Annotated in this window: 28 protein-coding genes; 9 read left to right on the top strand and 19 right to left on the bottom strand. The window is 53.2% G+C overall.

Features of this window, described 5'->3' with window-relative positions:
* Positions 1-84: 84 nt before the first annotated feature.
* The 9 genes from A1332_RS05105 to A1332_RS05070 form a co-directional block, all read right to left on the bottom strand.
* Entirely contained in the window at positions 85-507 is a 423-nt protein-coding gene (locus tag A1332_RS05105; protein WP_064007473.1) for a type II toxin-antitoxin system VapC family toxin, read from the bottom strand.
* A complete protein-coding gene (locus A1332_RS05100; RefSeq protein ID WP_064007472.1) occupies positions 504-737 on the bottom strand; it encodes a hypothetical protein in 234 nt (77 codons plus the stop codon). Before A1332_RS05100 ends, A1332_RS05105 begins: the two co-directional genes overlap by 4 nt.
* Before the next feature lie 152 nt (positions 738-889).
* Complete coding sequence (locus A1332_RS05095; RefSeq protein WP_064007471.1) at positions 890-1,954, bottom strand: cobalamin-independent methionine synthase II family protein; 1,065 nt, start codon at positions 1,952-1,954, stop codon at positions 890-892.
* A gap of 65 nt (positions 1,955-2,019) precedes the next feature.
* On the bottom strand, positions 2,020-2,319 hold the full coding sequence (gene nrtS / locus A1332_RS05090) for a nitrate/nitrite transporter NrtS (protein WP_064007470.1): 300 nt from the start codon (positions 2,317-2,319) through the stop codon (positions 2,020-2,022).
* A gap of 489 nt (positions 2,320-2,808) precedes the next feature.
* A complete protein-coding gene (arsS, locus tag A1332_RS05085; RefSeq protein WP_064007469.1) occupies positions 2,809-3,771 on the bottom strand; it encodes an arsenosugar biosynthesis radical SAM (seleno)protein ArsS in 963 nt (320 codons plus the stop codon).
* Between the two features lie 2 nt (positions 3,772-3,773).
* A complete protein-coding gene (locus A1332_RS05080) occupies positions 3,774-4,466 on the bottom strand; it encodes a DUF3047 domain-containing protein (protein WP_064007468.1) in 693 nt (230 codons plus the stop codon).
* A gap of 40 nt (positions 4,467-4,506) precedes the next feature.
* Positions 4,507-4,641 (bottom strand): hypothetical protein, encoded by a 135-nt coding sequence (locus A1332_RS26275; RefSeq protein ID WP_269454639.1) that lies wholly within the window; start codon positions 4,639-4,641, stop codon positions 4,507-4,509.
* 8 nt (positions 4,642-4,649) lie between these two features.
* The gene (locus tag A1332_RS05075; protein WP_064007467.1) at positions 4,650-5,693 is read right to left on the bottom strand and encodes a methyltransferase domain-containing protein; all 1,044 of its coding nucleotides are present in this window, start codon (positions 5,691-5,693) and stop codon (positions 4,650-4,652) included.
* A 230-nt stretch (positions 5,694-5,923) separates the two neighbouring features.
* Complete coding sequence (locus A1332_RS05070; protein ID WP_064007466.1) at positions 5,924-6,919, bottom strand: alcohol dehydrogenase catalytic domain-containing protein; 996 nt, start codon at positions 6,917-6,919, stop codon at positions 5,924-5,926.
* An 87-nt stretch (positions 6,920-7,006) separates the two neighbouring features.
* Between A1332_RS05070 and A1332_RS05065 the strand changes: the two genes are divergently transcribed.
* From A1332_RS05065 to A1332_RS05035, 7 genes are all read left to right on the top strand, one after another.
* Positions 7,007-8,512, top strand: a complete 1,506-nt coding sequence (locus A1332_RS05065; protein WP_064007465.1) for a phenylacetate--CoA ligase family protein — start codon at positions 7,007-7,009, stop codon at positions 8,510-8,512.
* Between the two features lie 241 nt (positions 8,513-8,753).
* Positions 8,754-11,726, top strand: coding sequence for a pyruvate formate lyase family protein (locus A1332_RS05060; RefSeq protein WP_064007464.1), 2,973 nt, complete (start codon positions 8,754-8,756; stop codon positions 11,724-11,726).
* Between the two features lie 13 nt (positions 11,727-11,739).
* Complete coding sequence (locus A1332_RS05055; RefSeq protein ID WP_064007463.1) at positions 11,740-12,393, top strand: hypothetical protein; 654 nt, start codon at positions 11,740-11,742, stop codon at positions 12,391-12,393.
* A gap of 15 nt (positions 12,394-12,408) precedes the next feature.
* Positions 12,409-13,305, top strand: a complete 897-nt coding sequence (locus A1332_RS05050) for a glycyl-radical enzyme activating protein (protein WP_064007462.1) — start codon at positions 12,409-12,411, stop codon at positions 13,303-13,305.
* 17 nt (positions 13,306-13,322) lie between these two features.
* Complete coding sequence (locus tag A1332_RS05045) at positions 13,323-14,381, top strand: DUF6765 family protein (protein ID WP_064007461.1); 1,059 nt, start codon at positions 13,323-13,325, stop codon at positions 14,379-14,381.
* Between the two features lie 22 nt (positions 14,382-14,403).
* Positions 14,404-15,267: an esterase/lipase family protein gene (locus A1332_RS05040; protein ID WP_064007460.1), complete on the top strand. Its 864-nt coding sequence runs from the start codon at positions 14,404-14,406 to the stop codon at positions 15,265-15,267.
* A gap of 57 nt (positions 15,268-15,324) precedes the next feature.
* Positions 15,325-17,712: a hypothetical protein gene (locus tag A1332_RS05035; RefSeq protein ID WP_064007459.1), complete on the top strand. Its 2,388-nt coding sequence runs from the start codon at positions 15,325-15,327 to the stop codon at positions 17,710-17,712.
* A gap of 77 nt (positions 17,713-17,789) precedes the next feature.
* On the opposite strand, the gene A1332_RS05030 is transcribed toward A1332_RS05035, so the two are convergent.
* The 3 genes from A1332_RS05030 to A1332_RS05020 all read right to left on the bottom strand — a co-directional run bounded on the left by A1332_RS05030 (position 17,790) and on the right by A1332_RS05020 (position 19,915).
* Positions 17,790-18,314, bottom strand: coding sequence for a PepSY domain-containing protein (locus tag A1332_RS05030; protein ID WP_064007458.1), 525 nt, complete (start codon positions 18,312-18,314; stop codon positions 17,790-17,792).
* 43 nt (positions 18,315-18,357) lie between these two features.
* On the bottom strand, positions 18,358-18,990 hold the full coding sequence (locus A1332_RS05025) for a response regulator transcription factor (RefSeq protein ID WP_064007457.1): 633 nt from the start codon (positions 18,988-18,990) through the stop codon (positions 18,358-18,360).
* A gap of 175 nt (positions 18,991-19,165) precedes the next feature.
* Positions 19,166-19,915, bottom strand: coding sequence for a flagellar brake protein (locus A1332_RS05020; RefSeq protein WP_064007456.1), 750 nt, complete (start codon positions 19,913-19,915; stop codon positions 19,166-19,168).
* 289 nt (positions 19,916-20,204) lie between these two features.
* Between A1332_RS05020 and A1332_RS05015 the strand changes: the two genes are divergently transcribed.
* A complete protein-coding gene (locus tag A1332_RS05015) occupies positions 20,205-20,723 on the top strand; it encodes an REP-associated tyrosine transposase (RefSeq protein WP_064007455.1) in 519 nt (172 codons plus the stop codon).
* A gap of 615 nt (positions 20,724-21,338) precedes the next feature.
* Positions 21,339-21,908: a hypothetical protein gene (locus tag A1332_RS05010; RefSeq protein WP_064007454.1), complete on the top strand. Its 570-nt coding sequence runs from the start codon at positions 21,339-21,341 to the stop codon at positions 21,906-21,908.
* 173 nt (positions 21,909-22,081) lie between these two features.
* On the opposite strand, the gene A1332_RS25230 is transcribed toward A1332_RS05010, so the two are convergent.
* The 7 genes from A1332_RS25230 to A1332_RS04980 form a co-directional block, all read right to left on the bottom strand.
* Positions 22,082-22,258 carry a hypothetical protein gene (locus tag A1332_RS25230; protein ID WP_157203940.1) on the bottom strand — a complete coding sequence of 59 codons (177 nt, stop codon included), beginning with the start codon at positions 22,256-22,258 and terminating at the stop codon, positions 22,082-22,084.
* Between the two features lie 79 nt (positions 22,259-22,337).
* The gene (locus A1332_RS05005; RefSeq protein ID WP_064007453.1) at positions 22,338-22,739 is read right to left on the bottom strand and encodes a type II toxin-antitoxin system MqsA family antitoxin; all 402 of its coding nucleotides are present in this window, start codon (positions 22,737-22,739) and stop codon (positions 22,338-22,340) included.
* A gap of 2 nt (positions 22,740-22,741) precedes the next feature.
* On the bottom strand, positions 22,742-23,038 hold the full coding sequence (locus tag A1332_RS05000; RefSeq protein ID WP_064007452.1) for a type II toxin-antitoxin system MqsR family toxin: 297 nt from the start codon (positions 23,036-23,038) through the stop codon (positions 22,742-22,744).
* Between the two features lie 58 nt (positions 23,039-23,096).
* Entirely contained in the window at positions 23,097-24,551 is a 1,455-nt protein-coding gene (creC, locus tag A1332_RS04995; protein WP_064007451.1) for a two-component system sensor histidine kinase CreC, read from the bottom strand.
* A complete protein-coding gene (creB, locus tag A1332_RS04990; protein ID WP_064007450.1) occupies positions 24,548-25,240 on the bottom strand; it encodes a two-component system response regulator CreB in 693 nt (230 codons plus the stop codon). Before creB ends, creC begins: the two co-directional genes overlap by 4 nt.
* Positions 25,241-25,244: 4 nt before the next feature.
* Positions 25,245-25,661: a DUF350 domain-containing protein gene (locus tag A1332_RS04985; RefSeq protein ID WP_064007449.1), complete on the bottom strand. Its 417-nt coding sequence runs from the start codon at positions 25,659-25,661 to the stop codon at positions 25,245-25,247.
* A 2-nt stretch (positions 25,662-25,663) separates the two neighbouring features.
* Positions 25,664-26,794, bottom strand: coding sequence for a glutathionylspermidine synthase family protein (locus tag A1332_RS04980; RefSeq protein ID WP_064007448.1), 1,131 nt, complete (start codon positions 26,792-26,794; stop codon positions 25,664-25,666).
* Position 26,795: the final 1 nt, after the last annotated feature.

Here is a 26,795-nt window from a genome sequence, read left to right as displayed (position 1 = left end):
TTTTTCAACAGAATCGGCCGAACTTGACCATTCGCAGCCTGACGAAAAATCAACGAATGCAGGTATTCCCCTCTTCTACATATTTCACGCTGTGTAATCCTTTAGCAGCAAAATCCGACCGCTTTCTTTAGCTTTTTGGTAATAGGCTGTGTCGGCGGTGATAAGTGTCGCGCCGGGGGTATTTAATGCAACGGCGTGATAGAGCGTATCAAAAAGGTGGTGCCGGTAACGCTTAGCAAGATCGATCGCTGTGGTGTAAATTTCCGGTTCATTGGCAACGCGGCTTTCGATGTTTAATAGATCGAACAGATCGTCTTCCGCTTCGCCCGGCTTTTCTCGGGCGAGTACCGCCGCGACTTCGGCGATGAAATGTGGCGGTTGCATGAGGTTTATCCGGCCTTCGTCTACTGCATAAAGAATGTTTAAGGCCAGATCGCAATCGGCTTCGTTATCGCGGTCTTGAAAGAACCATTTGAGCGCAACGCTGGCATCGACCACCCCTATCATGGACGACCGTCTTCCCGTGCCGAACGAATTTCCTCATCGGTGAGCGACAGCGCATGTTTGCGCCGTTCCATTATTCTCGAGATCGCATCATGACTGCGTTGCTTGCGTTCGGCGCGCTCGATGGCTTCGCGCATCAAGTCCGCAATCACGGCACTTTTGTTTTGTCCTTGGTAGGCGATGTTAAACGCTTCCTTGACGTCGTCGGGAACGCTGAAATTCACGGTAGCCATGACTTCCTCCTAATATTGTTGAATATTTCAACAAATTATTGGTCATTGCCTGGGAATCTGCAACTGTTATTAACCCGGCCCAATTTATCACTGATGTTGCCGTTCGGGCTGAGTTCGTCGAAGCCCAATTGAGGACGAACGGTATTTGGGCGTCAACCATTCAACACTTTGGCGGCCAGTTCCGTACCGATGACGCGGGCCTTGATTTTGGCGAATGCGGTGTCCCGCCCGGTCGATGTATCGTCTTCGAAAGGCGAAAAACCGCAGTCGTCGGTGGTGCCGAGCTGATGCAGCGGGATGTATTCGGCTGCGCGCAATACACGATCCCGCACTAATTCCGGCTCTTCGACGTCGGGATTCAGCACGTCGATCACGCCGATAAACACGCGTTGGTTGGGACGAAGATTGTCCTTGATGATGGCTAACACATGTTCCGGAACTTTTTCGCTGGCCATCTGCATGTAGAAATTACCGGCTTGGAGCTGGAACAAGCTCGGCAGCAGCTCGGCGTAATCGACATCGGCGCTGTGGGTGGAATCATGGTCGCCGCCGGGACAGGTATGTACGCCGATGCGTTGGCGTTGTGCCGGGGTAAAGTGCGCCAATACCCGGTTGTTCAGGTCGATAAACTGCCGTAGCAATTGCTTGGATGGATCGAGTTTGACCGACAAGCGCCCTTCGGTGAAATCAATTTGCACATGGTGTGCGCCTTGTTCCAAACAGCCGCGAATATCCGCCACCGTTTCTTGGACCAAGTCGTCGATGAACGCTTCCCGCGAGTAGCCGTCTATTGCTTCTGGCGGATAAAGCAGGCTCAAGGCGGAAGCCGAAATCACCGCCTGCTTGAGCGGGCGCGTGGTGTAGCGTTTGGCGGCCTGCACAAATGCGCCGGCATAGACGCCGTAGCGAAACGGTCCCGCGGTTAATCGGGGCAATTGCCGGGTATGGCCGTCGGCAAATGGAATCACGATGCCGTCCTCGGCGATGTTGTGCAAACCTTGTAAGGGGTAGGTGGCGAAACTGGACTTGGTCTGTTCGCCATCGGAGATCACCGGCGAGCCGGTGTCCGCAAAACGTTGCAGGGTGTCGCGTACCGCTTCGTCGTAACAGGCATCGAGTCGTTGTTGCGATAGTCGACCCGCGCGAAACTCCCGGAGTGCTTCCAGCAATTGCGGCGGACGGGGAATACTGCCTATGGATTCGGTGGGTATGGACATGTCGCGTTCCTGTATGGCGTTAAGGGAATGGGTTGCAGAGGCTTAGGTCAAGTGAATGGCTGGCTTTACGGGTCTATCCGCTGATGAGCAATCGCGGTTAAAGCGCCGTAACTAGCTACCAGAAAAGGCACGCTATAGGTTAATAGCGCCTTGACCACATCGAGACTCTGCATCGCCGGGTAATCCAAACACAGCAGGCCGAACACGGCCTGCGGATGATTGATCAAATTCAACAGAGTGCCTACTACCAAGGCAACCTTGCCGGAGCGGCGGTAGATGCCGAGTCGGATGGCGGTGCGATGATGACGAAGTAATTTTCCAAAACCATTGCCAGCGGCGGCGTTGAAGTCAATCCATTTACACATCCAGGATAACCTCTAACAAAAAAAAGATTTGGAGAGCGCTGTTTGTATGTCGATAGCATGAAGGATTGTGTTTGTGATCGTTTGAGGGTTCTCATTCATATGCTAACGATTACTGAAGTCTCAAAGTCTTAATGGCAAAAATAAAGGCAATGTTTGCGTTATTAGTTGGTGTCGCCCCGGCAGGGATTGCCGGGGCCCAGAAACCATGGATGGCTAAGGCGTCTCACGTCCTTGTGATCTGGATCCCGGCAATCCATGCCGGGATGACGTCTTCGATGCGCTTTCAACTACTAATGCGAACATAGCCAAAACAAAGGGGTATAAATCCATGCAATCAAGTGTTGGCGACAAACACTCTAAATCGCTCTCTTTCTTCAAAATATATCATTAAGGTTATATTTTGCAAAATCTCGCACGCTTCATTCATTGCACAAAACCATCCAAGCAAGCACTTTAGCATTACTTGTTTAAGCCCGGATAAGGGCACAGTCAGGCCAAGGCCCCGCCGCAACTACTGCCTTGGCCGGCTGTGCAACCGTAGCAATGGGCGGCGGTGGTGATCGGTGCGTCTTGCAGTTGTGTAAGCGATAACTCGCTGATATGTAGTTTGGGTTTGGCTACGGCACCCAACGGCAAATCCAGCATCTGATTGAAATCGCAATCGTAGACATAACCTTGCCAGTCGATGCTGAGGGTATTCAGGCACATCAGATTTTCAAGATTGTCGGCGCGAAAACTGTCTTTTAATAACGCGAGATAAGAATCGAAGCGGCCATGGCTGATCAAGGTGCTGCCGAAGCGCTGAATCGGCATATTGGCGATGGCAAACAGGCGGTTGAAGACGATGCCGTAATGTTGCTGCAAGTGCTGTTTATATGCTTGTTCCAGTTGCTGCTGGTCGGGCGGCAACACGGCGTCTTGCGGGTTGAACACTAAATTCAACTCCAATCCGCTGTCCGGCTGACCATAACCCAAGCGATTCAGGTGCTGCAAGGCGGCGAGGCTGTCTTTGAACACGCCTTTGCCGCGTTGTTTGTCGACATTTTCTTCCAGATAACATGGCAGAGACGCGACAATGTTGACCTGCTGCGCGGCCAGAAACTCGGCGAGATCGGCGTATGCCGGTTCTTCCAGGATGGTCAGATTACAACGGTCGATCACCTCGATACCCCGATCACGCGCGGCTCGCACCAGATACCGAAAATCGGCGTGCATTTCCGGCGCACCGCCGGTTAAGTCCAGCGTGTGAATGTTGGCTGCGTCGGCCAAAGCCAGCACCTGATCAACGGTTTCCCGACTCATCATCTCGGTGCGTTTGGGGCCGGCGTTGACATGGCAATGCACGCAACTCAGATTGCACAAATAGCCGAGATTGACTTGCAACACTTCCAGCGGCTTACGGAATAGGGCCGGAAAGTCACTATTAATCAGCAGAGGTTTGGTGTCGTGCATGCTTAATCCTTGGAAAACCAGATGTCGCCGTAAACAGCAGACACCGAGCCGTTGCTGTTGTCGGTATCGGTCATGATGGCGACGGCATCGATAGCGGTGATGTCTTCACCGAATAGTTTCTTGAAATCGGCCCGGATATTACGTTTTTCGGTTTGCCAAACCTTCAACGATGCTTCCGGCCCGCGCAAGGCCATCATCATCGCATGCTCCCCGGCAAAGGCATTGGGCCAGACGCTGTCCTGTTTAGTGTTGCCGGCCCAGACATAATTGATGGCCTTGGTTTGCCAAAACGCCAGCCCGCCTTTGACCACTACATACACACGCGCCGCATAGTCGTCGCCAGCCTTGCTTTGTTCGTTCAAGCCAGGCAAACGATTGCCGATGCGCCACGACCAGTTCAGGAATGGCGTCTGGGTAAGGTCGATACGCTGTTCCTTGAACAAGCCGGAACCGGCGGCACGACTATCGGCAGTCAACACCGTCATGCCATCCATAGCTTGCAACCGATATTGGGTGTTGCCTTTGAAACTTTTATGCTCCCAACCCTCCAGACTATTGCGGCTGAATTCGCCGATAGGCAATTTGTTATCGGCAACCGCCGCATGCTGTGGCAGCAAAATCGCCAGGCAAAGCAACAGGCGATTTTTTACGAATGCCCTTCGGGCGCTAACATAAACAGGAGAGGAAGCTGTCATAATTTGTCGTCCAAATCCTTTCAAGTAGTTGGGCCGCTGCTCATGAAAACGTGTCTTCATGGGCTTCATCAGTGTCGCTGTCGATTTGATCGAAATCGGAGAAGACGACCTCACGGCTGTTACGCCGCCAATCTTCGGCCAGCAGGCCTTCGTTCAATTGATCGGATAAGTTCATCTCGATGCTTAACAACACGCACTATCAGCCTTGGCCGATTCGCTGCCGGGTCCGGGTGAGCAATCGAATAAACCGAAATGCCGGGATTTGTCGCCCAACACCTGGAAGTGATCGCCGTAGCGGCTGCCCGCCAGCATGTCGGCGGTGTTGCCGCAGACTCTTAACGGCCGGCCGGTCTCGAAATGATGATGATCGTCCAGATCGAAACTGTGGGGATGTTGGTCGATAGTGCCCAAATAAACGGCGACTTGGCCGAAGTCTTCGCAACGATCTTCCAATGGCATTTTAAAGGCCCGCACCGTCACCGAATCGAACTTGACCATGCCGATTTTGGCGAACACCTCGGCGTCGTCGATGCTGATAGCATTTTGCTTGACCTTGCGGACATCCGGGCAGCCCAAGTTTTGCAAAATGCGCCGGAAGTCTTCCCAATACAAAGCACCACCCAGGCATTCGCCCAATAAAACCGGGTCTTGGCGCAGTTCGGTGGGTATGCGGCGGTCGGCGAATACGTCGGAGAAATACAGTTCGCCGCCCGGTTTCAACACCCGGAATATTTCCGCCAGCACACGGGGTTTTTCCGGCGATAGATTGATCACGCAGTTGGACACCACGACGTCGATGCTGTTATCGGTGATACTCACGGTGTGCAGGTTTTCGATGTGACCATGTAAAAACTCAACGTTGGCAAACCCAAAGCGTTCGGCATGCCAGTCGCGGTGACGGACGGCGACTTCCAATTGTTCGGGCGTCATATCCACGCCGATCACCCGGCCTGTCGGTCCAACCAGTTTTGATAGCAGATAACAGTCGCGGCCGGTGCCGCAGCCCAAATCCAACACGGTCTTACCTTCCAGGGCCGGCGGCAACGGTGAACCGCAGCCGTAGAAACGTTCCAGCACTTCCGGATGTAATCCCGCCAGTAGCGCTTTTAAATAGCTTGGCATGGCGTCGATGCTGCAACAGGCGCTGGTTTTCAGGTCATCGCTGGATTGCAGTACCTGACCATAGTAATGGCGAACCGATTCGCTGATTTCGATACTGGTAGTCATGAAAAGCCTCGTATTTTTTATTATTGAAGATAGGCGCTAAGGTAGTGTGAAATGGCAGCGGAATTGACAGCCGCGCAGGGTAAGGTCGACAGCCAGGATAAGGCAAACGATGCGATCACGCCAGCATTGGCCTTGCCGCCGACCAAATAATGACCCACTAGAAATATCGAGGGAGAAGCGGCAAGCCGAGCTTGCTGGAAAAATCAGCAAACATCGACCTGTGAGGTAATTCATCCGGTCTCAACCGGGCAATCGGCAGGCAGTTTTGCGGGCTGTAACAGAATTTTTCTGACGCCGGCTTGCGCGGCGTGCGCGAATGCGGCAAGCCCGTCACTAAGTGGGTATTGGCCGTCTATCATGGTTTCCACGGGCAGTTTGTTCTGCGCCAGCAGCGCTAATGCGTCTGCAAACGGACCGCACCGGGAACCGATAATGTTGATTTCGTAAACCACCACTTTGCTTAAATCCAGCGCCGCATTGGCCGCGAAGGTGCTTTTTAACACCAAGGTGCCGCGCGGTTTGACGATACGCAAGGCCTCGGCAAAGCCGGCGGCCTGACCGCTGGCATCGACGACGCAGTCGAAACAATTGTCCGGAATCTCGGTAGTTAAGCCGGTAGCCAGTTGCCATTGTTTGGGTAAAGCCAAGGAGCTTGTTGATCTGCCCAACAGCGTGACCCGGTAGCCGGCCAGACTCAGTACCTTGGCGATCAACATACCCAAGCGGCCGGGGCCGACGACGGCGACCTCGGAGATGGGCAGGCTGGCAATTTGCTTGACGACGCGTAATGCCGCGGCCAAGGGTTCAGTAAACACCGCGGCTTGGTCCGGTACGGCGCTGGGAACGGCGTATAAGTTGGTAACCGGCAGGCTGAAATAATCGGCAAATACCCCGTCTTTGCCGCGGATCCCCAGCACTTTGCGGTTCAGGCAATGCTCGGGGCCGTCGCTTCGGCACACCTCGCAGGCGTTGCAGCCGATGTTGATGGAACCCACCACGCGCCGGTTTAGCCAGTCTAGATGTTTGTCATCGGCAACCGCAACTACCGTACCGACAAATTCGTGGCCGAGGATGCCGGAAAAGCCGGCATAGCCCTGCACCAGTTCCAGGTCGGTGGCGCAGATACCGGCCAGGCGTAACTCAATCAACGCCTCGCCGGCAGCTAAGTCCGGTATCGAAATATCGTTGCGATAGGATAATAATTTGTCTAATGTCAGAGCTTGCATTTGTGCGGGTGGGGCGCTTTAGAAAATTTATTTTTACCAAATATTCTGGGCAAGAATATACCTTTAGTATTTTTCAGGTGGTTTCCAATGAGCTATTTACCGACGACGTCTTCCGCGGCAGCATTTCAGCATTTTCTGTCCACGCCATTGGATGCCTTACTTGCCGAACATCAAGCGCTTAATCCGCAGCAAAAAATGCTGGATTTATTTCAACGTTGTGCGGCAGAGGTTCCCGCTTATCGCCAGTTTTTGCAAGCCAATCAAATCGATCCCGCGCAGATTAAGGCTTACCCGGAATTCCAAAATCTGCCCTTAATCAACAAGGCGAACTACATGCAAGCCTATCCCTTGCCGGAACGTTGTTTCGGCGGGAGTCTGAGCGGCGCGGATCGGGTAGCGGTATCGTCCGGTTCCACCGGTGTGCCGACGTTTTGGCCGCGTTCGGCCGAGTATGAACTGGATGTGGCGGTGCGGTTCGAACAAGTGTTCAAGGATAGTTTTCAGGCCGATAAACGCAGTACGCTGGCGGTGGTGTGTTTTGCGTTAGGTAATTGGGTGGGCGGTTTGTTTACCACGTCTTGTTGTTGGCATCTGGCGCATAAGGGCTATCCGTTGCTGGTGGCGACGCCGGGTAATAACAAAGTCGAGATTTTTCGGGTGGTGCGCGAATTGGCGCCACATTTTGAGCAAACCGTGCTGTTGGGGTATCCGCCGTTTGTGAAAGACGTGATCGATGCCGGTGCCGCCGAGGGCATAGATTGGGCACAATTTAAACCCAAATTGGTGTTTGCCGGTGAGGTGTTTAGCGAGGAATGGCGCAGCTTGCTGTCCGAGCGTATCGGTTCGGAATCGGTTTGTTTCGATTCGGCATCTTTGTACGGTACCGCAGACGGCGGCGTATTGGGTAACGAAACGCCGCTCAGCATCGCCATTCGCCGTTGGTTGTCGCAACGGCCGGAAGTAGCTCGAGCTTTGTTCGGCGAATCCCGGCTGCCGACACTAGTGCAATACGATCCGCACAGCCGTTTCTTCGAAGTCCACGAGGGGACTTTGGTGGTCACCGGCGAGAACAGCGTACCCTTGTTGCGCTACCACATCGCCGATAAGGGCGGGGTATTGAGCTACGCGCAGCTCTGGGAGTTTTTGCGGCAGCACGGTGTGCAGTCGGTCGAGGATTTAGGTTTGGATAGCAGTTTTCAAGCTCGTAATTTGCCGTTTGTGTATGTATTCGGCAGGGCGGATTTTACCGTGTCGTATTACGGCGCCAATATCTATCCGGAAAACGTCACGGTGGGATTGGAGCAGCCGGAAATCATGGCTTGGGTGACCGGTAAATTTGTCCTGCAAACTCAGGAAAACGCGGAGGGCGATAAATATCTGCATATCGCCGTGGAATTATTGCCGGGCGTGGTGCCCGAACCGGCGCTGGCGCCAAAGATAGCCGCCTCCATCCGTGCGCAACTACTGCGCTTGAACAGCGAATTTGCCAATTACACGCCAGCTGAAAAACAACTGCCGCAAATCAGCTTACATAGTTTTGCGGATGCGCAATATTTCCCCGCCGGGGTAAAACATCGTTATACCCGGCGTTAAACTGATCAGGTTGTTAAAGTTAGTCCGTTAGACTGCGGCTAACAATCAGCAGCATTAAAACTCCAAATTCGCCGCTGGTATGCCGGTAATTAGCGCTAGATTATTTCCTTACGTTTTGCATGGATTGGTCTATAATTTAGATGTGCATCACAAAAATGGCCGGAGCAGGGAGCTGGCGATGACGCCGCAAGCTGTCGGCATACGCTTTCGAGGGATCGTTCTGTTGTAAAGGAGATTGAACATGTCTGTTCCATATCCATCAGCCGACGGCGGTATTTCGGTAGAACTCGGCAAAAGTTCCACAGTGCCGGACTCCGGTTCCGGCAAAATCGATTTATTTCCCATCGCCAATCAAGATTTCCAGAAAATTAAAACTCTGAAGGACTTGGCGCTCCGTAACATCACGCTGGAACAGTTCCCGGTTGTCAGCGCCTGGCGAGAGAAGCTGTTTGCGCCGGAAGGTATACCGGAGATTTGCGACGAATTGCCGCGCTTGCTGACGGAGTTCTTGCGCAAGCCCGAGAATCAGGCCTTGCCGCCTTACACCCGGCGCGCCAAAGCGCTGCATCATATATTTGCCAACAAAACCGCGCTCGTTAAAGCGGACGATTTGCTGCCTGGCCAAACTACCACCAGCTTCGTCGGTCCGGTGGTCTATGCCGATACTATCGGTTATTGCATCTGGCCGGAATTAAAAACCGTCACTACCCGCGCCCAAAATCCGTTCAAGATTCGCCCGGAAGTGGCGGACCGTCTGAATCGGGAGATTTTTCCATTTTGGCTGGAACAAAAACCGGTGCAGGAACTGGCCCGTTACAGCGATTACGATAGCGCCGACTATGAAAACCGCGACAGGGTAGGCGGTAACTATCAGCCATCCATCGATCCACCGTTACGTAAAAAAGCCGGACAAACACCGAAAGCTCAGGAATTGATGGAGCGGGTGGCTTTCTTCCTATCCGACAAGGCTACTTGCGTATCGCATACGGTGCCGGATTTCGAACGCGTATTGAAATATGGCTTCGATGGTCTAATCGAACGGGCCAGAAAGGACATCACCGATGGCGTAGCGGCCACGCCGCAGCAAGTAGAGTTTCTGCAAGGCGTCATCGCGGTTTACGAAGGCGCCAAAATTTACGCACAGCATCTGGCCGAGGCCGCTGATAAAGCCGGCAATCTGGCGCTGGCTGCTATTTGCCGGAAAATTCCGGCACAGCCCGCCGAAACCTTGCACGAAGCGCTCGCGGTAGTCTGGATCTGCTATCACCTGTTGCTACAGGAAAATACTAATTTCGGTTTTTCCATCGGCCGTTTGGATCAAATACTCAACCCGTTCTACCTGGCTGATTGGCAAAAACTGGATAGTGCTGCGGAGCAGGACAATTACACTCGTCGGGCGGTAGAACTGGTCAGCCATTTCTTTCTGCATTGTTCCGATCACGTGCCGCTGTCCACCTCCGGTTCGGAAACGCTGTTCGCCGGCAGCGGCTCCAATCAGGCTCTAACGGTCGGCGGTACCCGCTACGAAAATGGCCAGGTTGTCGATGCAGTCAATGACATGACCTATATCATTCTGAAAGCCACCGAGATCTTGTCGATTCGTGACCCGAACGTGCATGCCCGCTATCACCGTGATGTGCATCACCGCGACGCGCAAGGCAAGCCGCTGCCGGTCGAGGTAATGGACCCGTATCTGAAACGGATTTGCCAGGTCAATATCCTGACCCGAGCCACACCTGCTTTACATGGCGATGCGGCAGTGGTGCCGGCCATGGCTAGTTACTATGCGGCACATGCCGGTATCAGTCCAGAAGAAGCCTTGGCGGATGCCTACGACTACACCTCGATCGGTTGCATCGAAGAAAATGCCGCGCATAAACATTACGGCAATACCGGTTCAACCCTGATGGTCTTGCCGGCGGTATTGGAGCTGGCTTTGTATGGCGGCAAACACCGCAGTGATGGCGTGGCGCCGAACTCGCCTAACCTGTTTTACGGCGACGCGCGTTATACCACCCAGCCGTTGCTCCAAATCGATAGCATGCAAGCCTTTATCGAGGCCTTTAAATTTCAACTGAACGAAATGGCCCGGCATGTAGTGCAATGCAACAATTACTTCGGCCGTTTCTACGAACAATCCCGGCAGTCGCCGTTCTTGTCCGGGTTGTTCACCGGACCCACCAATACGCCGGACAGCGGCGGCGCCAGTTTTCGCGACGTGTCGGCCGGCGGCGCTAAATACAACTCAGCGGGGATTGCCGTGATCGGTTTGGCCGATGTGATCGACTCGTTTTGCGTGCTGGATAGCTTGGTGTTTGGCGGCAAAATCTCGGCCGGCGAATTGCTGGCGGCGATGCAGGCCGATTTCGATGAAATCAGCTTACAGCCAAAAAGCGCCTGGCAGGCATTTCTGGCGCGGGTGCGAAACTGGTTGCATCCCGAAGATGCGCCGCTCAGCCTGCCCAATCTGAGTAAGGAGCGGTTAAAACAAATCAAGGAAATGGTGCGTTTGGCCCCCAAATACGGCGCTGGTGTCGACCAAACTCCCGGGGGCATTTACAACAACGCCACGGCCGTGAAATACACACACCTACTGACCGAAATGTTGCAGGAAGTGTTTGCCCAATATCGCACGCATCGCGGCGGGCGCTATCTGCCCGGTTACTGGAGCATGACCAATCATGCCGGTTTCGGCATGTTGACCAAGGCCACACCCAATGGCCGGCGTAGCGGCGAGTCTTTCGCCAGCGGCATCACGCCGTGTCCGGGTGTGGTGAAAGCCAACGGCGAGCCGGTTAATCTGTTGGATCATATGCTGTCGGTCACGTCGGTGAATGCCAACACCGTGCAGAACGGCTATACCTACAACCTCAGCCTGACCACCCGCGATCGCGGCCATATCGAAGAAGATACCGAGTTGTTCTCACGCTATATGAAGGCCTTTGCCGATCAAAACGGTGTGTTGGTGCAAATGTGCGTGTCGTCGATCAACGATCTGGTCGCCGCTGATCGCGCCGCCACAGCCGCCGGGCAATCCGGTGCCGGCGAGGCCGAGCATAAAGCCCTGGAACCGTTCAAGGATCTGATGATACGCGTGGCGGGCTACTCGGCGTATTTCGTTACGCTCAGTCCGCAAATGCGTAAAGAGATCATTCAAAGAGCCAATTTTGGCTTGGACACCGGCGCCGAGCAACATTCGCTCAACGCACTGTAATTGGAGAACTGTCATGCATGCCGGATTTCCCTGTTTATTCCCGAATTTACAAAAAACCTTGAAGTTGGGTGCCAAGGCCGCGACCCAGGCCGGCGATCTGCCGGCCGTGCTGGATAAGGCCCAGGGTCGCTTACTGGCAGGCGGCATGGCTGTTGCTTTGCGTTTGGGATTTGGCTATTTATTGCGCGATTGCCATCTGGACGCCGCGCAAGCCGCTAAGGCCAATGCCTTTTTCGAGGAAAATTTCGTGATTCTCGATCCCGCCGCGCCGGGCGGCCGCCGTTATTACCAAGGTAAATTTTTGATCCGCACCAGCCGGCGCGGCGACGACATGAACGTGTTGCTGAGGTTCTGCCCGAATCCCGAAGCACTGTATATCAAGACCCCCTTCGGCCAGGCGCTGAACTCGCTGGCGCTGGTCAATACCCAAGTGCTTAGCGAAAGCCAGGCTGATCAAATTGAGAATGATCCCAACCGGGTCGATCTGGTGGTGCGCTTTAAAGACGTGCAATCCATCATCGGCCTGTTGGGCCGTTCCGGTGTCGATATTGTCGGTTTGTTGCTGGAGAATCTGGTGCAACTGACCGGCCACGTCGGTCATCTGTTCAAACTGGGCGCCATCGCCACGGATATCCAGTTGTCCCTGGACCTTCCCAAAGCGGCCTGAATATGGAGCAGGGAGATGGACAGCAAAGCCTACATCTTCGATATCAAACGCAATACCAGCGAGGACGGGCCGGGCATCCGCACGACGGTGTTTTTCAAAGGCTGTCCGCTTAATTGCAGTTGGTGTCAAAATCCCGAGGGCATAGCTCCGGGGCCATCCCTGTCTTTTCGCCCCGAGCTCTGTCATCCGGACGACTGCGATAGGCCTTGTATCAAGGCCTGTAAAACCAAAGCCTTAACCCTGCAAGACCAGCTGCTGCGGCTTGATCGGGAACGTTGCGATAAATGCGGACGCTGCGCGACGGTGTGCTCTCGGCACGCCTTGGAGCAAGTCGGGCAATGGCTGAATGTGGATGAGCTGTTTTATCGGGTGGCAATAGACAAGCCCTTTTTCGACGCTACCGGCGGCGGCGTTACGGCGTCCGGTGGCGAATGCACCACGCAGATGAATTTTCTGCACGAATTTTTCAAAAAACTCAAAGCAGTCGGCATTCGTACCGCCATCGAAACCAACGGCATGTTCAATTTTGGGCGCTTTGCCCGCCTGTTGCTGCCTTGGCTGGATTTGATCTATTTCGATCTAAAACTGATAGACGAAGCCGCCAGCATTCGGCACACCGGTCATTCCAATCGGCACATTCTGGACAATTTGTTGCGCCTGACCGAGAGCGCCGAGATTCCGGTCAAGATACGCATTCCATTGATCCCCGAGATTACCGCCACCGATGAAAATCTGCGCGGCATCGCCCGATTTTTGCGGGAGCACCGGATCAAGCAGGTCAGCGTCTTGCCTTATAACCCATTGTGGCTGGACAAGCTGCAGCGCTTTGACATGGATGTCGAATATCGGCACGGCGCCTTCATGAGCGATGCCGAGATAGAACACTGCATCGATTGCTTGCAGGCCAGTTGATTTCAAGGAGAGTCATCATGCAAACCGATTTTCATCACGCCGTCACCTATGTCTCCGCCCGCACGGCCGGGTTCGATCATGCTCAAGCCGACATCATTGCCTATTCGGCGCAATACGTTGACGATGCCGTCAGCGAAGGCGTCGTGCATTTCGACAACGATGCTTTTTATGCGCGGATACATTCCTCCCATAAAAGCACCGATGTCGGCAATTTGAACAACGATTACAACCACCTGATCTGGTTGCCGTTCCATTTTCTTCCGGGTAACGGCGGTAAGGGGCCGGGCGAAGATCCGGACGGTAGCTTTATCCAGAAAATCGTCTGCTTGCCGGATAGTCCGCCGGCCAAGGAGATGGTGCAGGCGGCTGTCAACGATAAAGGTAAACCATACAGTCTGCATCGGTTGGGGATAGCCTTGCATGTTTACGCCGATACCTGGTCGCACCAAGGTTTTGCCGGAGTGATTCACGATATCAATGAAGTGGAACATGCCAGAGAAATCAAAAGCTCCGGTATGTATGCCAAGCAACTCCAGCATATGTTGGAAGATTGGCTGGACGATGTCATTCCGCCCTTGGGTCATGGTCGTGCCAAGATGTTTCCCGATCTACCGTTTTTGCATTGGCAGTATAAGAACGGTGGCGGTGTCTGGGTTGAGCGCGATAACCCCACGGATTTTTGCAAGGCTGCGGATGCGATGTGTAAAGCCATGCAGCAGTACCTGAATAAACCCCCAAGCGGGTTGCCGGCTGCGGATAAGGCCTTACTGAATAAAATCTTTCTGGAATTAAAAATTAAAGAAGATAAAGCGCGTCATGACAGATGGCTGGATATCGTCAAAAGCGGCTTTAACGGCGAAAGATTTAGTTTTGGCGGCGCCGAGATTAGTTACGTCGCGGAAGGTGTGGGGTCCTGGAAGGAAAAAGCCTTGGGCAGCAGTTGGGATTTACGTGTTCACCCCTATAAGCCCGGATTTTTAAGCAGTGACTGGAAGTTATTCCACGACGCCCTGCAATTGCATCGCTTGACGGTGCTGCACGATATTTTGCCCAAGTACGGCATTTGCGCGGGCTAAGCCGATAAGCAGGAGACAACTCATGAACGCCAATACCGAAGCCGATCTATCTTGCCGTACCCTATACCCCATCGTCTTGTTACACGGCATCGGCTACCGCGACGATATGTTGATGCTGAACTCCTGGGGGCGGATTCCTAAAGTTTTGGAAGCCGCCGGTGCTCAGGTAATTCAGGGCGGTTTGGATGCCTGGAATAGTCATGAAAACAGCGCGCTCGCGCTGAAGCCCAATGTTGAACGGGTGCTTAGCGAAACCGGATCGGTAAAGGTCAATATCATCGCTCATTCCAAGGGCGGCCTGGAAGCACGCTATCTGATTTCCAAGCTGGATATGGCCGAAAAAGTCGCCAGTCTGACCACGGTGTGCACGCCGCATCATGGCTCGGCCGTGGCGGATCTGGTGGCAGGCGACATTCCCGATACCCAAAACCTGCTAAGCATAAATTTCTTCAAACGCCTGGCGCAGCGCTTGGGATTTGGGGCGATGGACATCCTGGCCAGAATCACCGGCGATAAAAGCCCGCAAGCGGGTATGGCCATTCGACAGCTCACGCATAAGTACCTGGCAGAATTTAATCAACAGGTACCCGATATGCCGGGCGTTTACTACCAAAGCTACGGCACCCTGATGCGTCGGGCTATCGACGACCCGGTGTTTGCTGCCACCCATGTGTTGCTGAAGCGCACAGAAGGCGACAACGACGGCATGGTCTCCACGCTATCCTGCCAATGGGGCAGATTTCGCGGGCTGATAGGCGAGGGCGATCCCGACCACGGCTTGTCGCATGGCGACTTGGTGGACTATCGCGGTGTGCTGCTGACGCATTTCAATATTCCGGCGGTGTACCTCGACATAGTCAAAGACCTAAAACAACAAGGCTTTTGAGCCGGGACCATACGTCCGGCCTAAGCCAGAAAATATAACAATTACAGGGGAAGGACCATGAACAACTATCTCAATGTCGCCAATTTCCCAACCGCTTCGGAGCCTGAAACACAAGCGTTGGCCAATGCGCTCGAAGCTATTCTTGCCAACGATCTTCAAGACGGCGCGCTGCCTATGCTGGGCCGCTTTCGCAAAATTCTGGGAGACAATCTGCGCCGCGAGGAATGGGACGCTGTCCACGAAAAACTGCTGACATTATTCAAGTGCGGCGCCAGCACGCCGCTGGACGGGCCGATGATAGGGGTCTCGATGTCTATTCGCGATAGCGATTATTTTAAGGAGACCGCGAAGAAACACGGCGAAAACCGCTCGATGCTGGCACATCTGGAATGGATGGCAACGCTGTGGAATGTTACTTACGCCAGTACCGGTTTATGGATGGGTAAGACGTTTGAGCCGGTGACTAAAGAGGTGTTCGCCACGAAATGTGGCCACGATCCGGTCGCGATCTTTAATTACGATCCGGAAACGACTCGTATCGGCCGGAATTTTTTCCGCGAACCGGACGATCCCAATTTCATTCAAAGCTTGGGCATGCCGGTTCTAACCCAGTTCTGGAATCTGCGGGACCGGCCGTTGGATACCAAAGCGCAGGGCTTCGATAGCCAATTGCTTGCGCAAAATCTGACCAAGGAAAAAGCCATTCCGTATGTGAAAACCGGCGGAATTTTCCTCTCCTTGCCGGGCAAGTCAGTGGTTGGAGAGATGAACGGCAAAGCCGTGTATCAGCTTAATTATCGTTGGCACGACTTGCATCCGGCGTTCCCGATGACACGGCTAATCGACGAGTTGGTACAAATTGAGGACGGCGTCTATCTGGGTCAATTGGTCATGGCCACCCATCATTACAGTCTCGGCACTTTGCAGTTACCTTTGTTTGGCGATCATCCGCCGGAATGGGAATTGGGCGAAGCGTATACCGGCGATAACTCAGTCGATTACGGCTATCAAAATAACGGCTTCTTTTTGATGATAGATACCGCTCGCGCTCGCGAGGCGTTTGCCGACGCAGCCTTTCCGAACCTACGGCCCCGGCCCGGCGAACGGGGCTGGAAGGAGCTGGGCTACGACAAACCGGTGCCGTCCAAACCGGGCGCCGTAGCGGACGGCGTGGAATGGACGAGCGGCTGGCGCGACGATCCCGAGTTGCAGCGTAAATTCACCACATTTTGTCTGGAAGCGTCGCCAAAAACTAACGATGGCGATGTGCGTGAGTTGCTACAGCCAGGTGAATCCATTTTGCAAATGTTGCAACGCCAGCAAGGCAAAATTTCCGCAGCCAGTGGTTTGGATGATCATCTGCGGCATTTTGAGGTGTTGAATCGTCTGTTTCGTTGCGGCGTTGCGCCACGTATTGCCGATGGCGTGTTTCAAGGCCAGGGCCTGGGCTACAACACCCGTTTCGAAGCACCCGAAGCGCGCGCTTGGTACGGGCAAAGCGATCCTTGCAGCGGCTTTGATTATTACCACGGCGCTACGCTGAATTTGCATTGGGGTTTTGGTGACAGCTTTATCGCCAACATCGCTCGCTCTTTACAGGAACACAGCATGATTCCGGCCGCGCTGGCCGATAGGCTGCAAAACGATCCGCGCGCGCCTAATTTGCTGAACGCGGTGTGGGCCAATATCGGCCGCTTTATATTTCCGTGGGCCGGCAAGTCTTTCGAACGCATCAGTGGCCGTAAATTGAGCATGCTGCTGGACGAGAGCGACGATCTGGCGCAACGCTATCCGGAGCGGGTGGCCGAGCTAAAAGCCCATCCGGCCAGCTTTCCGCATTACGCATTGGTGGAGAAAAATAGAGAGCATTATTGGCAACAGCCTGGCGTTTACGCCGAGCATTTGAGCAGCGGCAGTTGGGACCAGGGCATGTCAAAAGACGACAAGTCCTTCTGGGAACGGGAAGCTGCCGAACATTGGGTATTTGGCAATAACATCCAGGATTCGCGCATCCTACCCACCGATGCGTTGTTCAGGGTATTGGATATGAATTACCATCCGCCGCTGCCATCCATACAACAGCTCACCGATGCCGGACCGTCGCCGTTCGTCAGGCAGGGCTATAGCTTTTTGGGTGTAGATGATCGGGAGTCGATCCTGCCGATGAACAACGGGCCGGATAAGCCTAAGAAAGTGTTCCAGTTCCATTACCGCTACCCGCTAATCGGCGGTCCGGCGCCAATCGGTACGTGTCTGGATGAGTTGGTGGAGATTGCCGAGGGCTTGTTCCTGGGCCAGCTGATATATTCCACCGCTTTGCTGGTGCCGTTTCACTCGGCTACCGATCCGGCGGAATACCAATACCAGTTATTCGGTTATTTTCTATTGCTGGATAACACCTGGGAGAAGCATCGGCAGGCGATAGGCTTTGATATCAACACCTAATTTGGCGGGTCTGCTGGTTGCCGCAGGGACTCTCTTTGCGAGAGTCCCTTTGCCAAGGCTTTTATCAGGGGATGGAATTAACGTTTTTCGTCAGCCTCTTCGCCGATTTCCCATTCCTCGGTTGCGGTTTCGATGATTTTTCCGCTGGCGGCGTCCACTTCAATTTTGGTTTCCAGACCTTTGTCGTTGACGATGTCGAATTCATAAGACGAGCCGCCGTTTTCCTCGACTTCGTATTCGACTTCCTGAATCGTGCCGGGGAAGGCTTTTAGCGCAATCGCCGCAGCATCTTCTTCAGTGACTTTGACATTCTTTTTGAATGCCTGGCTATTCGGATCGGCCACTTCAGATTCTTTTTCAGTCAGCTTGCCGCTGTCGGCGTCGCACATGAATTCCCATTCCTGGCGATTGCTGTCGCGCAATTCCAGTTCATAAGCCCCTTTGCCGGCTACGTTGAGCTTTTCCAGTTTGACCAGTTCGCCAGTTTTTTCTTTTTTTACGGCTTGGATGCAGTTTTCCAGGCCTTGATCGGCTGCCACGGCACTAGCGGACAACATGCTAAAACCGGCTAATACAGATAATGTTAATAATGACTTTTTCATAAGCTACCTCGCAAAAAAAGGAAAAATTCCCGAATAACGGGAATCATACGCTGTTATCGATAATCAAGCCATGGCAATTCGCAAACTTTTTTATATCTTCCCGGTTCTCAAGAGCCAGTTTAAGTTTGATCTGGGTTTGGCAATTGGACACGGTTTTACTGCTGATAGCCAATTGTGTGGCGATGGTTTGTAACGAGCAGCCTTCGGCTAACAGACAGAACACATCGAACTCACGCGAGCTCAGCGAAATAAACGGGTCCAGTTGCTTTTTGATTTGCCGCATGGCCAAGAGCTGAGCAATGTCTTGATCCAGGTAATAGTGACCTTGCACAATCTTGCGGATGATCTCGGCCAACTTCACCGCGTCGGGAAGCGCTGCCAACAATCCCGTCACACCGGCCTGCATATAGGTTACGGCATGGGCGCTGGAATGGCGAAGCAAGACCATAAATTTACTGGAGGGTGCAATGGCTTTTATCTGATCGATCAGGGCCAGATTGTCTTGCAAGGCCGCATCACCATCGATCAGGACTATGTCCATAGCCGCGAAATTCATCGGTTCCGTAGGATTTGGCTCGGTTGTTATGACAACAATACCTTGTTTCTCCAGCTCTTCCGGCTTAAGGCTAATTTCTGCAAACCCTTGCGCGGGTAGCAATAGTCTGATGACTGACACGATATCTTGCCTTTTGTCTAAACGGGTGTAATTGCAAAGCCAAGCCCTTGTGGTACAGAAGGCATTGTTCTCTCTGGCGTCGATGGCTATCGGTGAACTTGCCTTTTGATTAGGGTTTTGCTTTGAGCCTAGCTGTCGTTGGAGATTAACAGAAACAGGGCGTGTTAACGCTGATCTAATGACTATCGATGTTTTTCAGCATCCGTTCTATAGATTGCATGTAGATCTGCACGCTGCTCTCAAAAGCCGGCGAAATGGCGGTAAATTGAAAACCTATCCGATGCGCCGTGGTTATCGTGCTGGTTTTGACATCGATACTGTATTTGGCGAGCAACCCGACGTCGGCGTGGTGATGTTCATGGTCGTGCAGGAATAACATGCAACTGCTGGCTTCAATAGTGACCAATTCCTGCTGTAAATCATGATCCGGATTGAATAAAGCCAGCCCGCATAAGCCAATATCCATGAGCTTGAATACTTTAACGAGGGATTTTTGCTCGCCATTCGCATCGGTCACGTTAAAACCGAATTGGCAATACGTGCCTGCATGCGATTGCGGTACTTTCACCCGATAATAATTACGCCGCTGCCGCCAATACAGCCTATCCGGCAAAGGCATGGTCAACACCGCGCCATGCTCGCCTTGCGCCAATTTGATGTTCAACCCATGGAATGCCGCCTCGATCCCGTCCACCTGGGTGGAGAAATGCACACGCTCGCTCAATAACAAGCGATCAGTCAATTCTTGTTTAGGCGCCACGTCTATCGCCAAGACATTGCGCTTTGGGTCAATTTGCACAATCGCGGTTAGAAACGCTTGATTATCGGCCCCATAGCGAGCGGATAAAATGCAATTACGCTGCTGGATTTCCGTTAGGTAATTGACAATCTGTTTCTGGGTAAAAATCGCGTAGTCGTTTTCCATCGATAGTGATCATCGGGTTTGCAAATATTCGGAAAATATACGTTAAAAAGCGGATTGTTGCAGGCTTGAAACCGGTGGTATTTAATTATTTAATGCGGTGAAGTGTAGACATGTAGGTCAGACGTGTAGGTCAGGGTACGCGACAGCGTTCCCTGACTTAGCGAACTCTATGAATCCAGGAGGCACGGTAACGCAGGAGCAGCCAAATTGTCAGGGAACGCTAGCGTGCACCCTGACCTACGCATTGGCAAATGTCCAAGCAACTCCTGAGAAGAAACTGCCAACATCAATGACCAACATCCGCAGATACCCCGCAAACAACCAGCCGATTTTCATTACGGCGGTTTGTTATCGGCGCAAACCGATACTCGCCGGCGCATCCGAAAAGGAGTTGTTGTTAAGCGTGATGCGCGAAGTCAAAGCAAATATAACATTCCGCATGTTAGCCTATGCCGTTCTCGACGACCATTTCCATTGGCTTATCTTACCGGAGCCGGATAACGACTTTTCCGGCATCGTGCAATCGGTAAAGCTGCGTTTCACCCATCGCTGGAAGCGGGAACATAACGCCAACCAACCCGTCACGCTTTGGCAACGGCGATTTTGGGATCATCTGATCCGCGATACCGACGACCTGCACCGGCATATGGACTACATCCATTACAATCCGGTCAAACACCGGCTAGTATCCGATCCGGCGGCTTACCCTTGGTCGTCGTTTTTGGCCCACCAAGCCAAGGGTCGCTATCCAAAGGGTTGGGGCGTTCAGCAAGCACCCGACAGCATAAAAGCTTTGAATTTTGAGTAAACCGGATTTCGTAGGTCACGTTGGTGCGATACGACTGCATGGATGCAGGAGGTAGGGCAACGCAGGAGCAGTTGCCGAGCGGCTACGTGACATATCGAAGCTAGGTTGTCAGGGAACGCTATCGCGAACCCTGACAACCTGACTATCCAAAGGGTTGGGGCGTTCAGCAAGTACCCGACAGCATAGAAGCTTTGAATTTTGAGTGACTCTTTTGTAGGTCACGTTAGCGCGATACGACTGCATGGATGCAGGAGGTAGGGAAACGCAGGAGCAGTTGCCGAGCGGTTACGTGACGAATCGAACCTAAGTTGTCAGGGAACGCTATCGCGTACCCTGACCTACCTGACTGCATGGATGCAGGAGGTAGGACAACGCAGGAGCAGTTGCCGAGCGGTTACGTGACAAATCGAAGCTAAGTTGTCAGGGAACGCTATCGCGCCCCCTGACCTACGTGGCTGCGATAAGCGTTTCATGTTGATTGCCCAACGATAGCCATGCGCATCCACAATAAAGGTAAGCTCGCGCAGGCCAATGTCCAGAAGGCCTTAAACGAAACAACGAGAATGGATGCTGCTCAAAAAGTGAAAAAATATATCGAAAATAGGAAATAAAGAGATGAGTCCGAATTTCGCCTCAGTGATTTCAAGTGGTTCAAAACTTAAGAAAGATCTGATTTGTTCTGTTTTAACTATTTGTACGCATTATTTATTTAATAAAATTTTATTTGACGTAAATATTTTTGAGCTTTTGGGAGGCAAGGCTGTAGTCATCTTTAATGTAAGTGATTTTCTTGATATTTCATTGGGAAAATATATTGAAAGACTTGGGGTTATGGTTTTTTTTTCCTCCTTGTATGTACTATTTCAAGGTTTATATGCCTTATTCTTTTCTAGTGAACTCTTTTTTGGAAAAGAACTTGGATTTAGTAAGGCAGCGGCCGGCGTCAAAAGTAGAGGTGTTGTTGTAGTTTTTACTTTGTTTTTGTTTAAGATGCTTCAGGTGTTTGTGTGGGCGTTAATAATTCTTAGTATTGATGGAAATAGGTCGGTTCTGGATAACTTTGCTTTATTTTCCGTTTTTATTGTTGGGAGTTTTGTTTTAGGTGAAATGATTTTGTCTTCTATCTTTTCGTTTAGATTTATGTTGAGTTTTATTTGCAATAAAGGGAGGTTTATGTGGTTGTAAAATCTGATTTATTTAATAATAAATATATAGGCTTAGGCATATATTTGATAGAGATGGGTAATACATTCAATGATGCAATGGCCTTGTATCAATCTTATCTCTCACCAGTTTCGTAGGTCACGTTGGCGCGATAGCGGCTACGTGACGAATCGAAGCCAAATTGTCAGGGAACGCTAACGCGCACCTTGGCCTACCTGACTGATATTTAGACGCTTATCTTTTTTTAAGGCGGCTTCTGCGGCCTTGGCTAAATTGGCCTTGCGCTCTTCGGTCAAAACCGATTCGAATTCTTCGGCTTCGAAAGCAGTCAATAGGGCCTGTTCTTCTTGGTCCAGTTTTAAGTTAGTCATGTCCGCCTCGTAGGCAGTGTTTGGTCGCGTTGAGGCGGGCGACGTTAGATTTCAGGAAAATATGTCTGACCGTCGGCTTTTAAGCAGTCCTAATCTCGTCCAGCAAATGTGGATGCCTGTCCAAGACTTTCAGCAGTTTCACTAAAGCCAACGGTGGCTTGGTTTTGCCGGTTTCGTAGCGGGAAAACGCATTGATACCGCCACCGAAAATCTCGGCGGCCTCGCGCTGATCCAAGGCCAGTTTCTTGCGCACTTGAGCAATGAAATTTGGATCGATGATGGATGCATTGACCTGTTTATTAAACTCCAGCATCAGGGCCATGGTCCTTTTGGATTCCTCGGGATCGGTGCAAGCCTCGCCGCAGGCTGGACAAAAGTCGCCGGTGACATCTGGTATCACGGTAGATTTACCTTTGTAAGAGTAAGGCATATCTCGGGTGTCATGCAGCAGTTCGGCCGTTGCGCAGGATGGGCATTTCATAGTCAAAGCTCCTTAAACGAGACGACGAGAACATCGTCGACGACGGTTAATTTCAGATAAACCGGACCTGCGGCCGTCATCGGCCGATACACGTCCTGCCAAATGCGGTGGTCGTGATGGCTAGTCATGCTTTTGTAAAAATCCGCCTGGGTCAGCGACATCAACACGCCAAGCATGCCATCAAAATCAAACCCCAATGCTGTAGCACCTTCGCGGGCGGTTCTGGTAGTTCTCACCTTGCCGGCAGAAATCAAGCTCTTGATAGTAGCAAGCTTGCAATGGGGTGAACTTTTTTCTATATGACTACGAATGCTAACCTAATTGGTTAATTGAGACAACTGGCATTCATTTGCCGACTCAACGATCTTGAAATGCAAAACCAACCGGAGTAGCCGGCAAACTCAACACCGCTTCAGCCCCACCGTCCTCGGCATTGCCAACCTTGATCTCCCCACCATGCAATACAGCCACCTCCCGAACAAAGGCCAAGCCCAAGCCGGTACTCTTACGGCCATTGTTGGGGCGCGGCAGGGAATAGAAGCGTTCGAAGACACGCTCCAGCGCGTAGTCTGGGATGCCGGGGCCGTGGTCGCGGATGCGCAAGATGATTTGTTTGCCGTCGCGGCGGCCGTCGATTTCGATCACTGAAGCGGCGGGTGCAAAGGCCAAGGCGTTGTCCAGTAAATTGGAAATGGCCTGCCGCAATAAAAACTCCTCTCCTAGTACGGGTAAGGGTTCCTCTAGCGACACGGCGGTTTGCAAATTTAGTTGCAGCATTTGCGGGGCTTTTTCGGCCAGGACACTATTCAGCAATTCGCCCAAATCCAATATTTGTGGGTCGGATAACTGTTGACGTTGTTCTAATTCCGCCAATCCCAATAGCCGTTCGATCAATTGATCCAGGCGTTCGGCCTGGTCTTTGGCATTGTCGGCGAAACGGCGGCGGTCGGCATCCGGTAGCGGTTCTTCCAGCAATTCCGCTGCACCACGTATCGCGGCCAGCGGGCTTTTCATTTCGTGGGTCAGGGTTTGTACGTAACGCTCGACGTATTGTTTGCCTTCCAATTCCCGGCGCATGGTTTCCAGGGCATGTGCCAGTGTGGACAGTTCGACGCTGCGCAATTTGGGCGGACTGGCTTTGCCGCCGGACGCGACGCTACGGGCGTAGCCGACCAATAAGTCGATGGCGCGGGTCAAGCGCCAGTTGAATATCGCGCCGAACAGCAAAGCGCCGCCGAACAGCCAGAATGCACCGCGTTGTATGGCATTTTTGCTGGCGTCGACGATGGGTTGCAGCAGGGCGGTGGGGTAGGCGACGGTGACCACGCCGATCAACTTTTCGCCGTCGCGTACCGGCGCGGCGACATGCATGGTCGAGCTGGTTTTATCGCCGGGATCGGCTTGCGACGAGCGCGCGCCGTATTGGCCTTGCAGGGTCAGATACACATCGTTCCAGCGCGAGTAATTTTCGCCAAGTGCCGCACCCGCCGAGTCGAACCGGACAATGCCGGTCGAGTCGGTAACGTAAACCCGGTAATCCAGGCTTTGCTTCGGAAACCCGAAGATGGTCGCTGACACCGGCCGCTTGCTGTAACGTTTGACCGCCTGGGCGAAATGGCCGTCGGCGATGTTACCCTGCAACAAATCCGGCGCGGCCAGTTCGGCCAGCAGGTTGGCGGTATCGACGAGGCTGGCTTCCAGCGCGGTGCGCACGCCGGGGGCGATCTGTTTCACCACCAGCAACAGCACCAACTGCCCGGTCACGGCGACCAGCAGGAAATATCCCAAAAACAGCCGTACCGATAACTTCATCGGCTTTGCAAGCTATAACCCAGGCCGCGATGGGTGCGTATCGGGTCTTGGTCGGCGGCGGCCAAGCGTAGTTTGGCGCGCAAGGTTTTGATGTGGGTATCGACGGTGCGGTCGAACACGTCGCCGGGGTCTTGCCAGATTCTTTCCAACAATTGTTCGCGGGAAAAAATCCGTTCCGGGTGTTCGATCAGCAGTTTCAGCAATAGAAATTCGTAACGGGTCAAATCCAGCAAGTGCCCGTAATAGCGGATGCGGCCGGCTTGGCTATCCAGTTCGAATTGTCCGGCAAGCGTCGCCGCTTGATCAGTGCCGGTGGCCGCACTGAGCCGGCGCAGGATTACCCCAACTCTGGCCGCCACTTCGCGCGGACTAAACGGCTTGGTCACATAGTCGTCGGCGCCGATTTCCAAACCGACGATGCGGTCGATTTCGTCGCCGTGCGCGGTCAGAAAAATCACCGGGATGTCGGAGAAGCGGCGCAACTGCCGGCACAAGTCAAAGCCGTTGCCGTCCGGCAGGCCGACGTCGAGAATAGCCAGGGAGAACGAGTCGGTTTGCAGCCTGGATAACGCGGTTTGCAGCAAGCCGACGTGCTCGGTCTGATAACCGCTGCTGTTCAGCACGTAAATCAAAGTATCGGCAATCGCCGGTTCGTCTTCGACGATTAAGATGCGTTTGGCGTTAGACACAGCGTTAATAGGTCATGCAGGCCGCGCTCAATAAGCCCGCCGCCAGCGCAAAACCGGCCAACACGATGGCGGGTCCCAGTTCGTCGTCGGCGATGCGTTTGCACAGGTCCGCAAAGGCTAGTCTCAGGCCAACGAACACCAACACCTGCAAAAATAAAGCAATACTGGCCCAGATCAACATGTCGATGAACGACACGCTGTTGGCGACGGCCCCGGACAGCGCCAACACAAAGCCGAGCAGTGCGGCGCTAAACGCCACTGCCGGCGCGGTTTTGCCCTCGCGGATCAGCTTGAATTCGGCGTAGGGCGTAATCCACAGATAACAGAACGCAAACAAGCCGGTCAGTGCCGCAGCGGCGACGAAGTGCAGAAAAAAGCCGTTGGCGCCGGCCAGGATGTGAGTGATATCTAGCGATTCCATAGTTAATTCTCGACGAAATAATGCGGGATGAAGCGGCTATTGTTGCCGGTGATTTCGGTTTTGTCTTCGCGGATGCCAATGCCGGCGGGTTGATCGGCGATGATCCAGGAGCCGATCACCGGAAAATTGCCGGCAAAATCGGGTAGCGGCGTATGCCGTTGATAAATGTAAGCTGCGCCGCCGTAACTGCCGTCAGTTTCGATGACGCTGGCGCCACGGCGAATCTGGATGTTGGCGCCTTCGCGGGAATATAGCGGTTTGCGCACATAGTCGCCCAGCAACGGTTGGTCGGCGAAACTAGCCGGCAGCAGGTTGGGATGGTTGGGAAACAATTCCCACAAAATCGGCAGGATGCCTTTGTTGCTGAGCAGAAGTTTCCAGGGTGGTTCCAATATCGCGGGCCGGGCTTGCGGCAGGTAAGGGCCAAACTCCTCGTGCAACAGCCACTCCCAGGGATAAAGCTTGAACAGTGCGCGGATGGGGTTATTGCGCAGATCGACAAAGCGTTCTCCGCTGGAGTCCCAGCCGATTTGATCGATAGCCAGGCGTTGGGTTTGCAGCCCGGCTTGCACGGCGGTATCGCGCAAATATTCCAGGTTACCGCTATCTTCGTCGCTGGTGTCCACGCCGGCAAAATGCAGGCTGGGCTGGCCTTGCCGGTAATGCTGCCAAAAGCCGAGCAGTTTTTCGTGTATCGAATTAAATTGATCGGCGTCCGGATAGCAATCCCGCAACCAGAACCATTGCACCACCGCCGCTTCCAGCAGCGCGGTGGGGGTGTCGGCGTTGTATTCCAGCAATTTGGGCTGGCCGCTACCGTCCCAGGCCAGATCGAAACGGCCGTAAACGCTGGGTTCGCGGCGCTCCCACGAGTCGACGATATAGGGCACGGCCCAATCCGGAACTAACAGCTTGTTGAACAGATTGCGGTCGATGATGGCCTGGACGGCTTTTAGACACAGCGCGTGCAGTTCGGCGGTGGCGTCGTCGAGAATATCGATTTGGTTGGCCGTGAATCGATAACAAGCCGATTCATCCCAGTAGGCTTCGTTGTCCAGGGTGTGATAATTCATACCCACGGCCTCCACCCGCTGCTGCCAGTCGGCGCGGGGAGTTAGCGCTATACGTTGCATC

The sequence above is a fragment of the Methylomonas methanica genome (assembly GCF_001644035.1).
Lineage (GTDB): Bacteria > Pseudomonadota > Gammaproteobacteria > Methylococcales > Methylomonadaceae > Methylomonas > Methylomonas methanica_A.
Note: the sequence above shows the minus strand (reverse complement) of the source record. Positions and strands in the feature narration are given on the sequence as shown.

What these genes read in the sequence shown, in the direction of transcription:
- A1332_RS05105 (WP_064007473.1), bottom strand. Translation starts at nt 507, where the DNA reads ATGATAGGGGTGGTCGATGCCAGCGTTGCGCTCAAATGGTTCTTTCAA.
- A1332_RS05100 (WP_064007472.1), bottom strand. Translation starts at nt 737, where the DNA reads ATGGCTACCGTGAATTTCAGCGTTCCCGACGACGTCAAGGAAGCGTTT.
- A1332_RS05095 (WP_064007471.1), bottom strand. Translation starts at nt 1,954, where the DNA reads ATGTCCATACCCACCGAATCCATAGGCAGTATTCCCCGTCCGCCGCAA.
- nrtS (WP_064007470.1), bottom strand. Translation starts at nt 2,319, where the DNA reads ATGTGTAAATGGATTGACTTCAACGCCGCCGCTGGCAATGGTTTTGGA.
- arsS (WP_064007469.1), bottom strand. Translation starts at nt 3,771, where the DNA reads ATGCACGACACCAAACCTCTGCTGATTAATAGTGACTTTCCGGCCCTA.
- A1332_RS05080 (WP_064007468.1), bottom strand. Translation starts at nt 4,466, where the DNA reads ATGACAGCTTCCTCTCCTGTTTATGTTAGCGCCCGAAGGGCATTCGTA.
- A1332_RS26275 (WP_269454639.1), bottom strand. Translation starts at nt 4,641, where the DNA reads ATGAACTTATCCGATCAATTGAACGAAGGCCTGCTGGCCGAAGATTGG.
- A1332_RS05075 (WP_064007467.1), bottom strand. Translation starts at nt 5,693, where the DNA reads ATGACTACCAGTATCGAAATCAGCGAATCGGTTCGCCATTACTATGGT.
- A1332_RS05070 (WP_064007466.1), bottom strand. Translation starts at nt 6,919, where the DNA reads ATGCAAGCTCTGACATTAGACAAATTATTATCCTATCGCAACGATATT.
- A1332_RS05065 (WP_064007465.1), top strand. Translation starts at nt 7,007, where the DNA reads ATGAGCTATTTACCGACGACGTCTTCCGCGGCAGCATTTCAGCATTTT.
- A1332_RS05060 (WP_064007464.1), top strand. Translation starts at nt 8,754, where the DNA reads ATGTCTGTTCCATATCCATCAGCCGACGGCGGTATTTCGGTAGAACTC.
- A1332_RS05055 (WP_064007463.1), top strand. Translation starts at nt 11,740, where the DNA reads ATGCATGCCGGATTTCCCTGTTTATTCCCGAATTTACAAAAAACCTTG.
- A1332_RS05050 (WP_064007462.1), top strand. Translation starts at nt 12,409, where the DNA reads ATGGACAGCAAAGCCTACATCTTCGATATCAAACGCAATACCAGCGAG.
- A1332_RS05045 (WP_064007461.1), top strand. Translation starts at nt 13,323, where the DNA reads ATGCAAACCGATTTTCATCACGCCGTCACCTATGTCTCCGCCCGCACG.
- A1332_RS05040 (WP_064007460.1), top strand. Translation starts at nt 14,404, where the DNA reads ATGAACGCCAATACCGAAGCCGATCTATCTTGCCGTACCCTATACCCC.
- A1332_RS05035 (WP_064007459.1), top strand. Translation starts at nt 15,325, where the DNA reads ATGAACAACTATCTCAATGTCGCCAATTTCCCAACCGCTTCGGAGCCT.
- A1332_RS05030 (WP_064007458.1), bottom strand. Translation starts at nt 18,314, where the DNA reads ATGAAAAAGTCATTATTAACATTATCTGTATTAGCCGGTTTTAGCATG.
- A1332_RS05020 (WP_064007456.1), bottom strand. Translation starts at nt 19,915, where the DNA reads ATGGAAAACGACTACGCGATTTTTACCCAGAAACAGATTGTCAATTAC.
- A1332_RS05015 (WP_064007455.1), top strand. Translation starts at nt 20,205, where the DNA reads ATGACCAACATCCGCAGATACCCCGCAAACAACCAGCCGATTTTCATT.
- A1332_RS05010 (WP_064007454.1), top strand. Translation starts at nt 21,339, where the DNA reads ATGAGTCCGAATTTCGCCTCAGTGATTTCAAGTGGTTCAAAACTTAAG.
- A1332_RS25230 (WP_157203940.1), bottom strand. Translation starts at nt 22,258, where the DNA reads ATGACTAACTTAAAACTGGACCAAGAAGAACAGGCCCTATTGACTGCT.
- A1332_RS05005 (WP_064007453.1), bottom strand. Translation starts at nt 22,739, where the DNA reads ATGAAATGCCCATCCTGCGCAACGGCCGAACTGCTGCATGACACCCGA.
- creC (WP_064007451.1), bottom strand. Translation starts at nt 24,551, where the DNA reads ATGAAGTTATCGGTACGGCTGTTTTTGGGATATTTCCTGCTGGTCGCC.
- A1332_RS04985 (WP_064007449.1), bottom strand. Translation starts at nt 25,661, where the DNA reads ATGGAATCGCTAGATATCACTCACATCCTGGCCGGCGCCAACGGCTTT.
- A1332_RS04980 (WP_064007448.1), bottom strand. Translation starts at nt 26,794, where the DNA reads ATGCAACGTATAGCGCTAACTCCCCGCGCCGACTGGCAGCAGCGGGTG.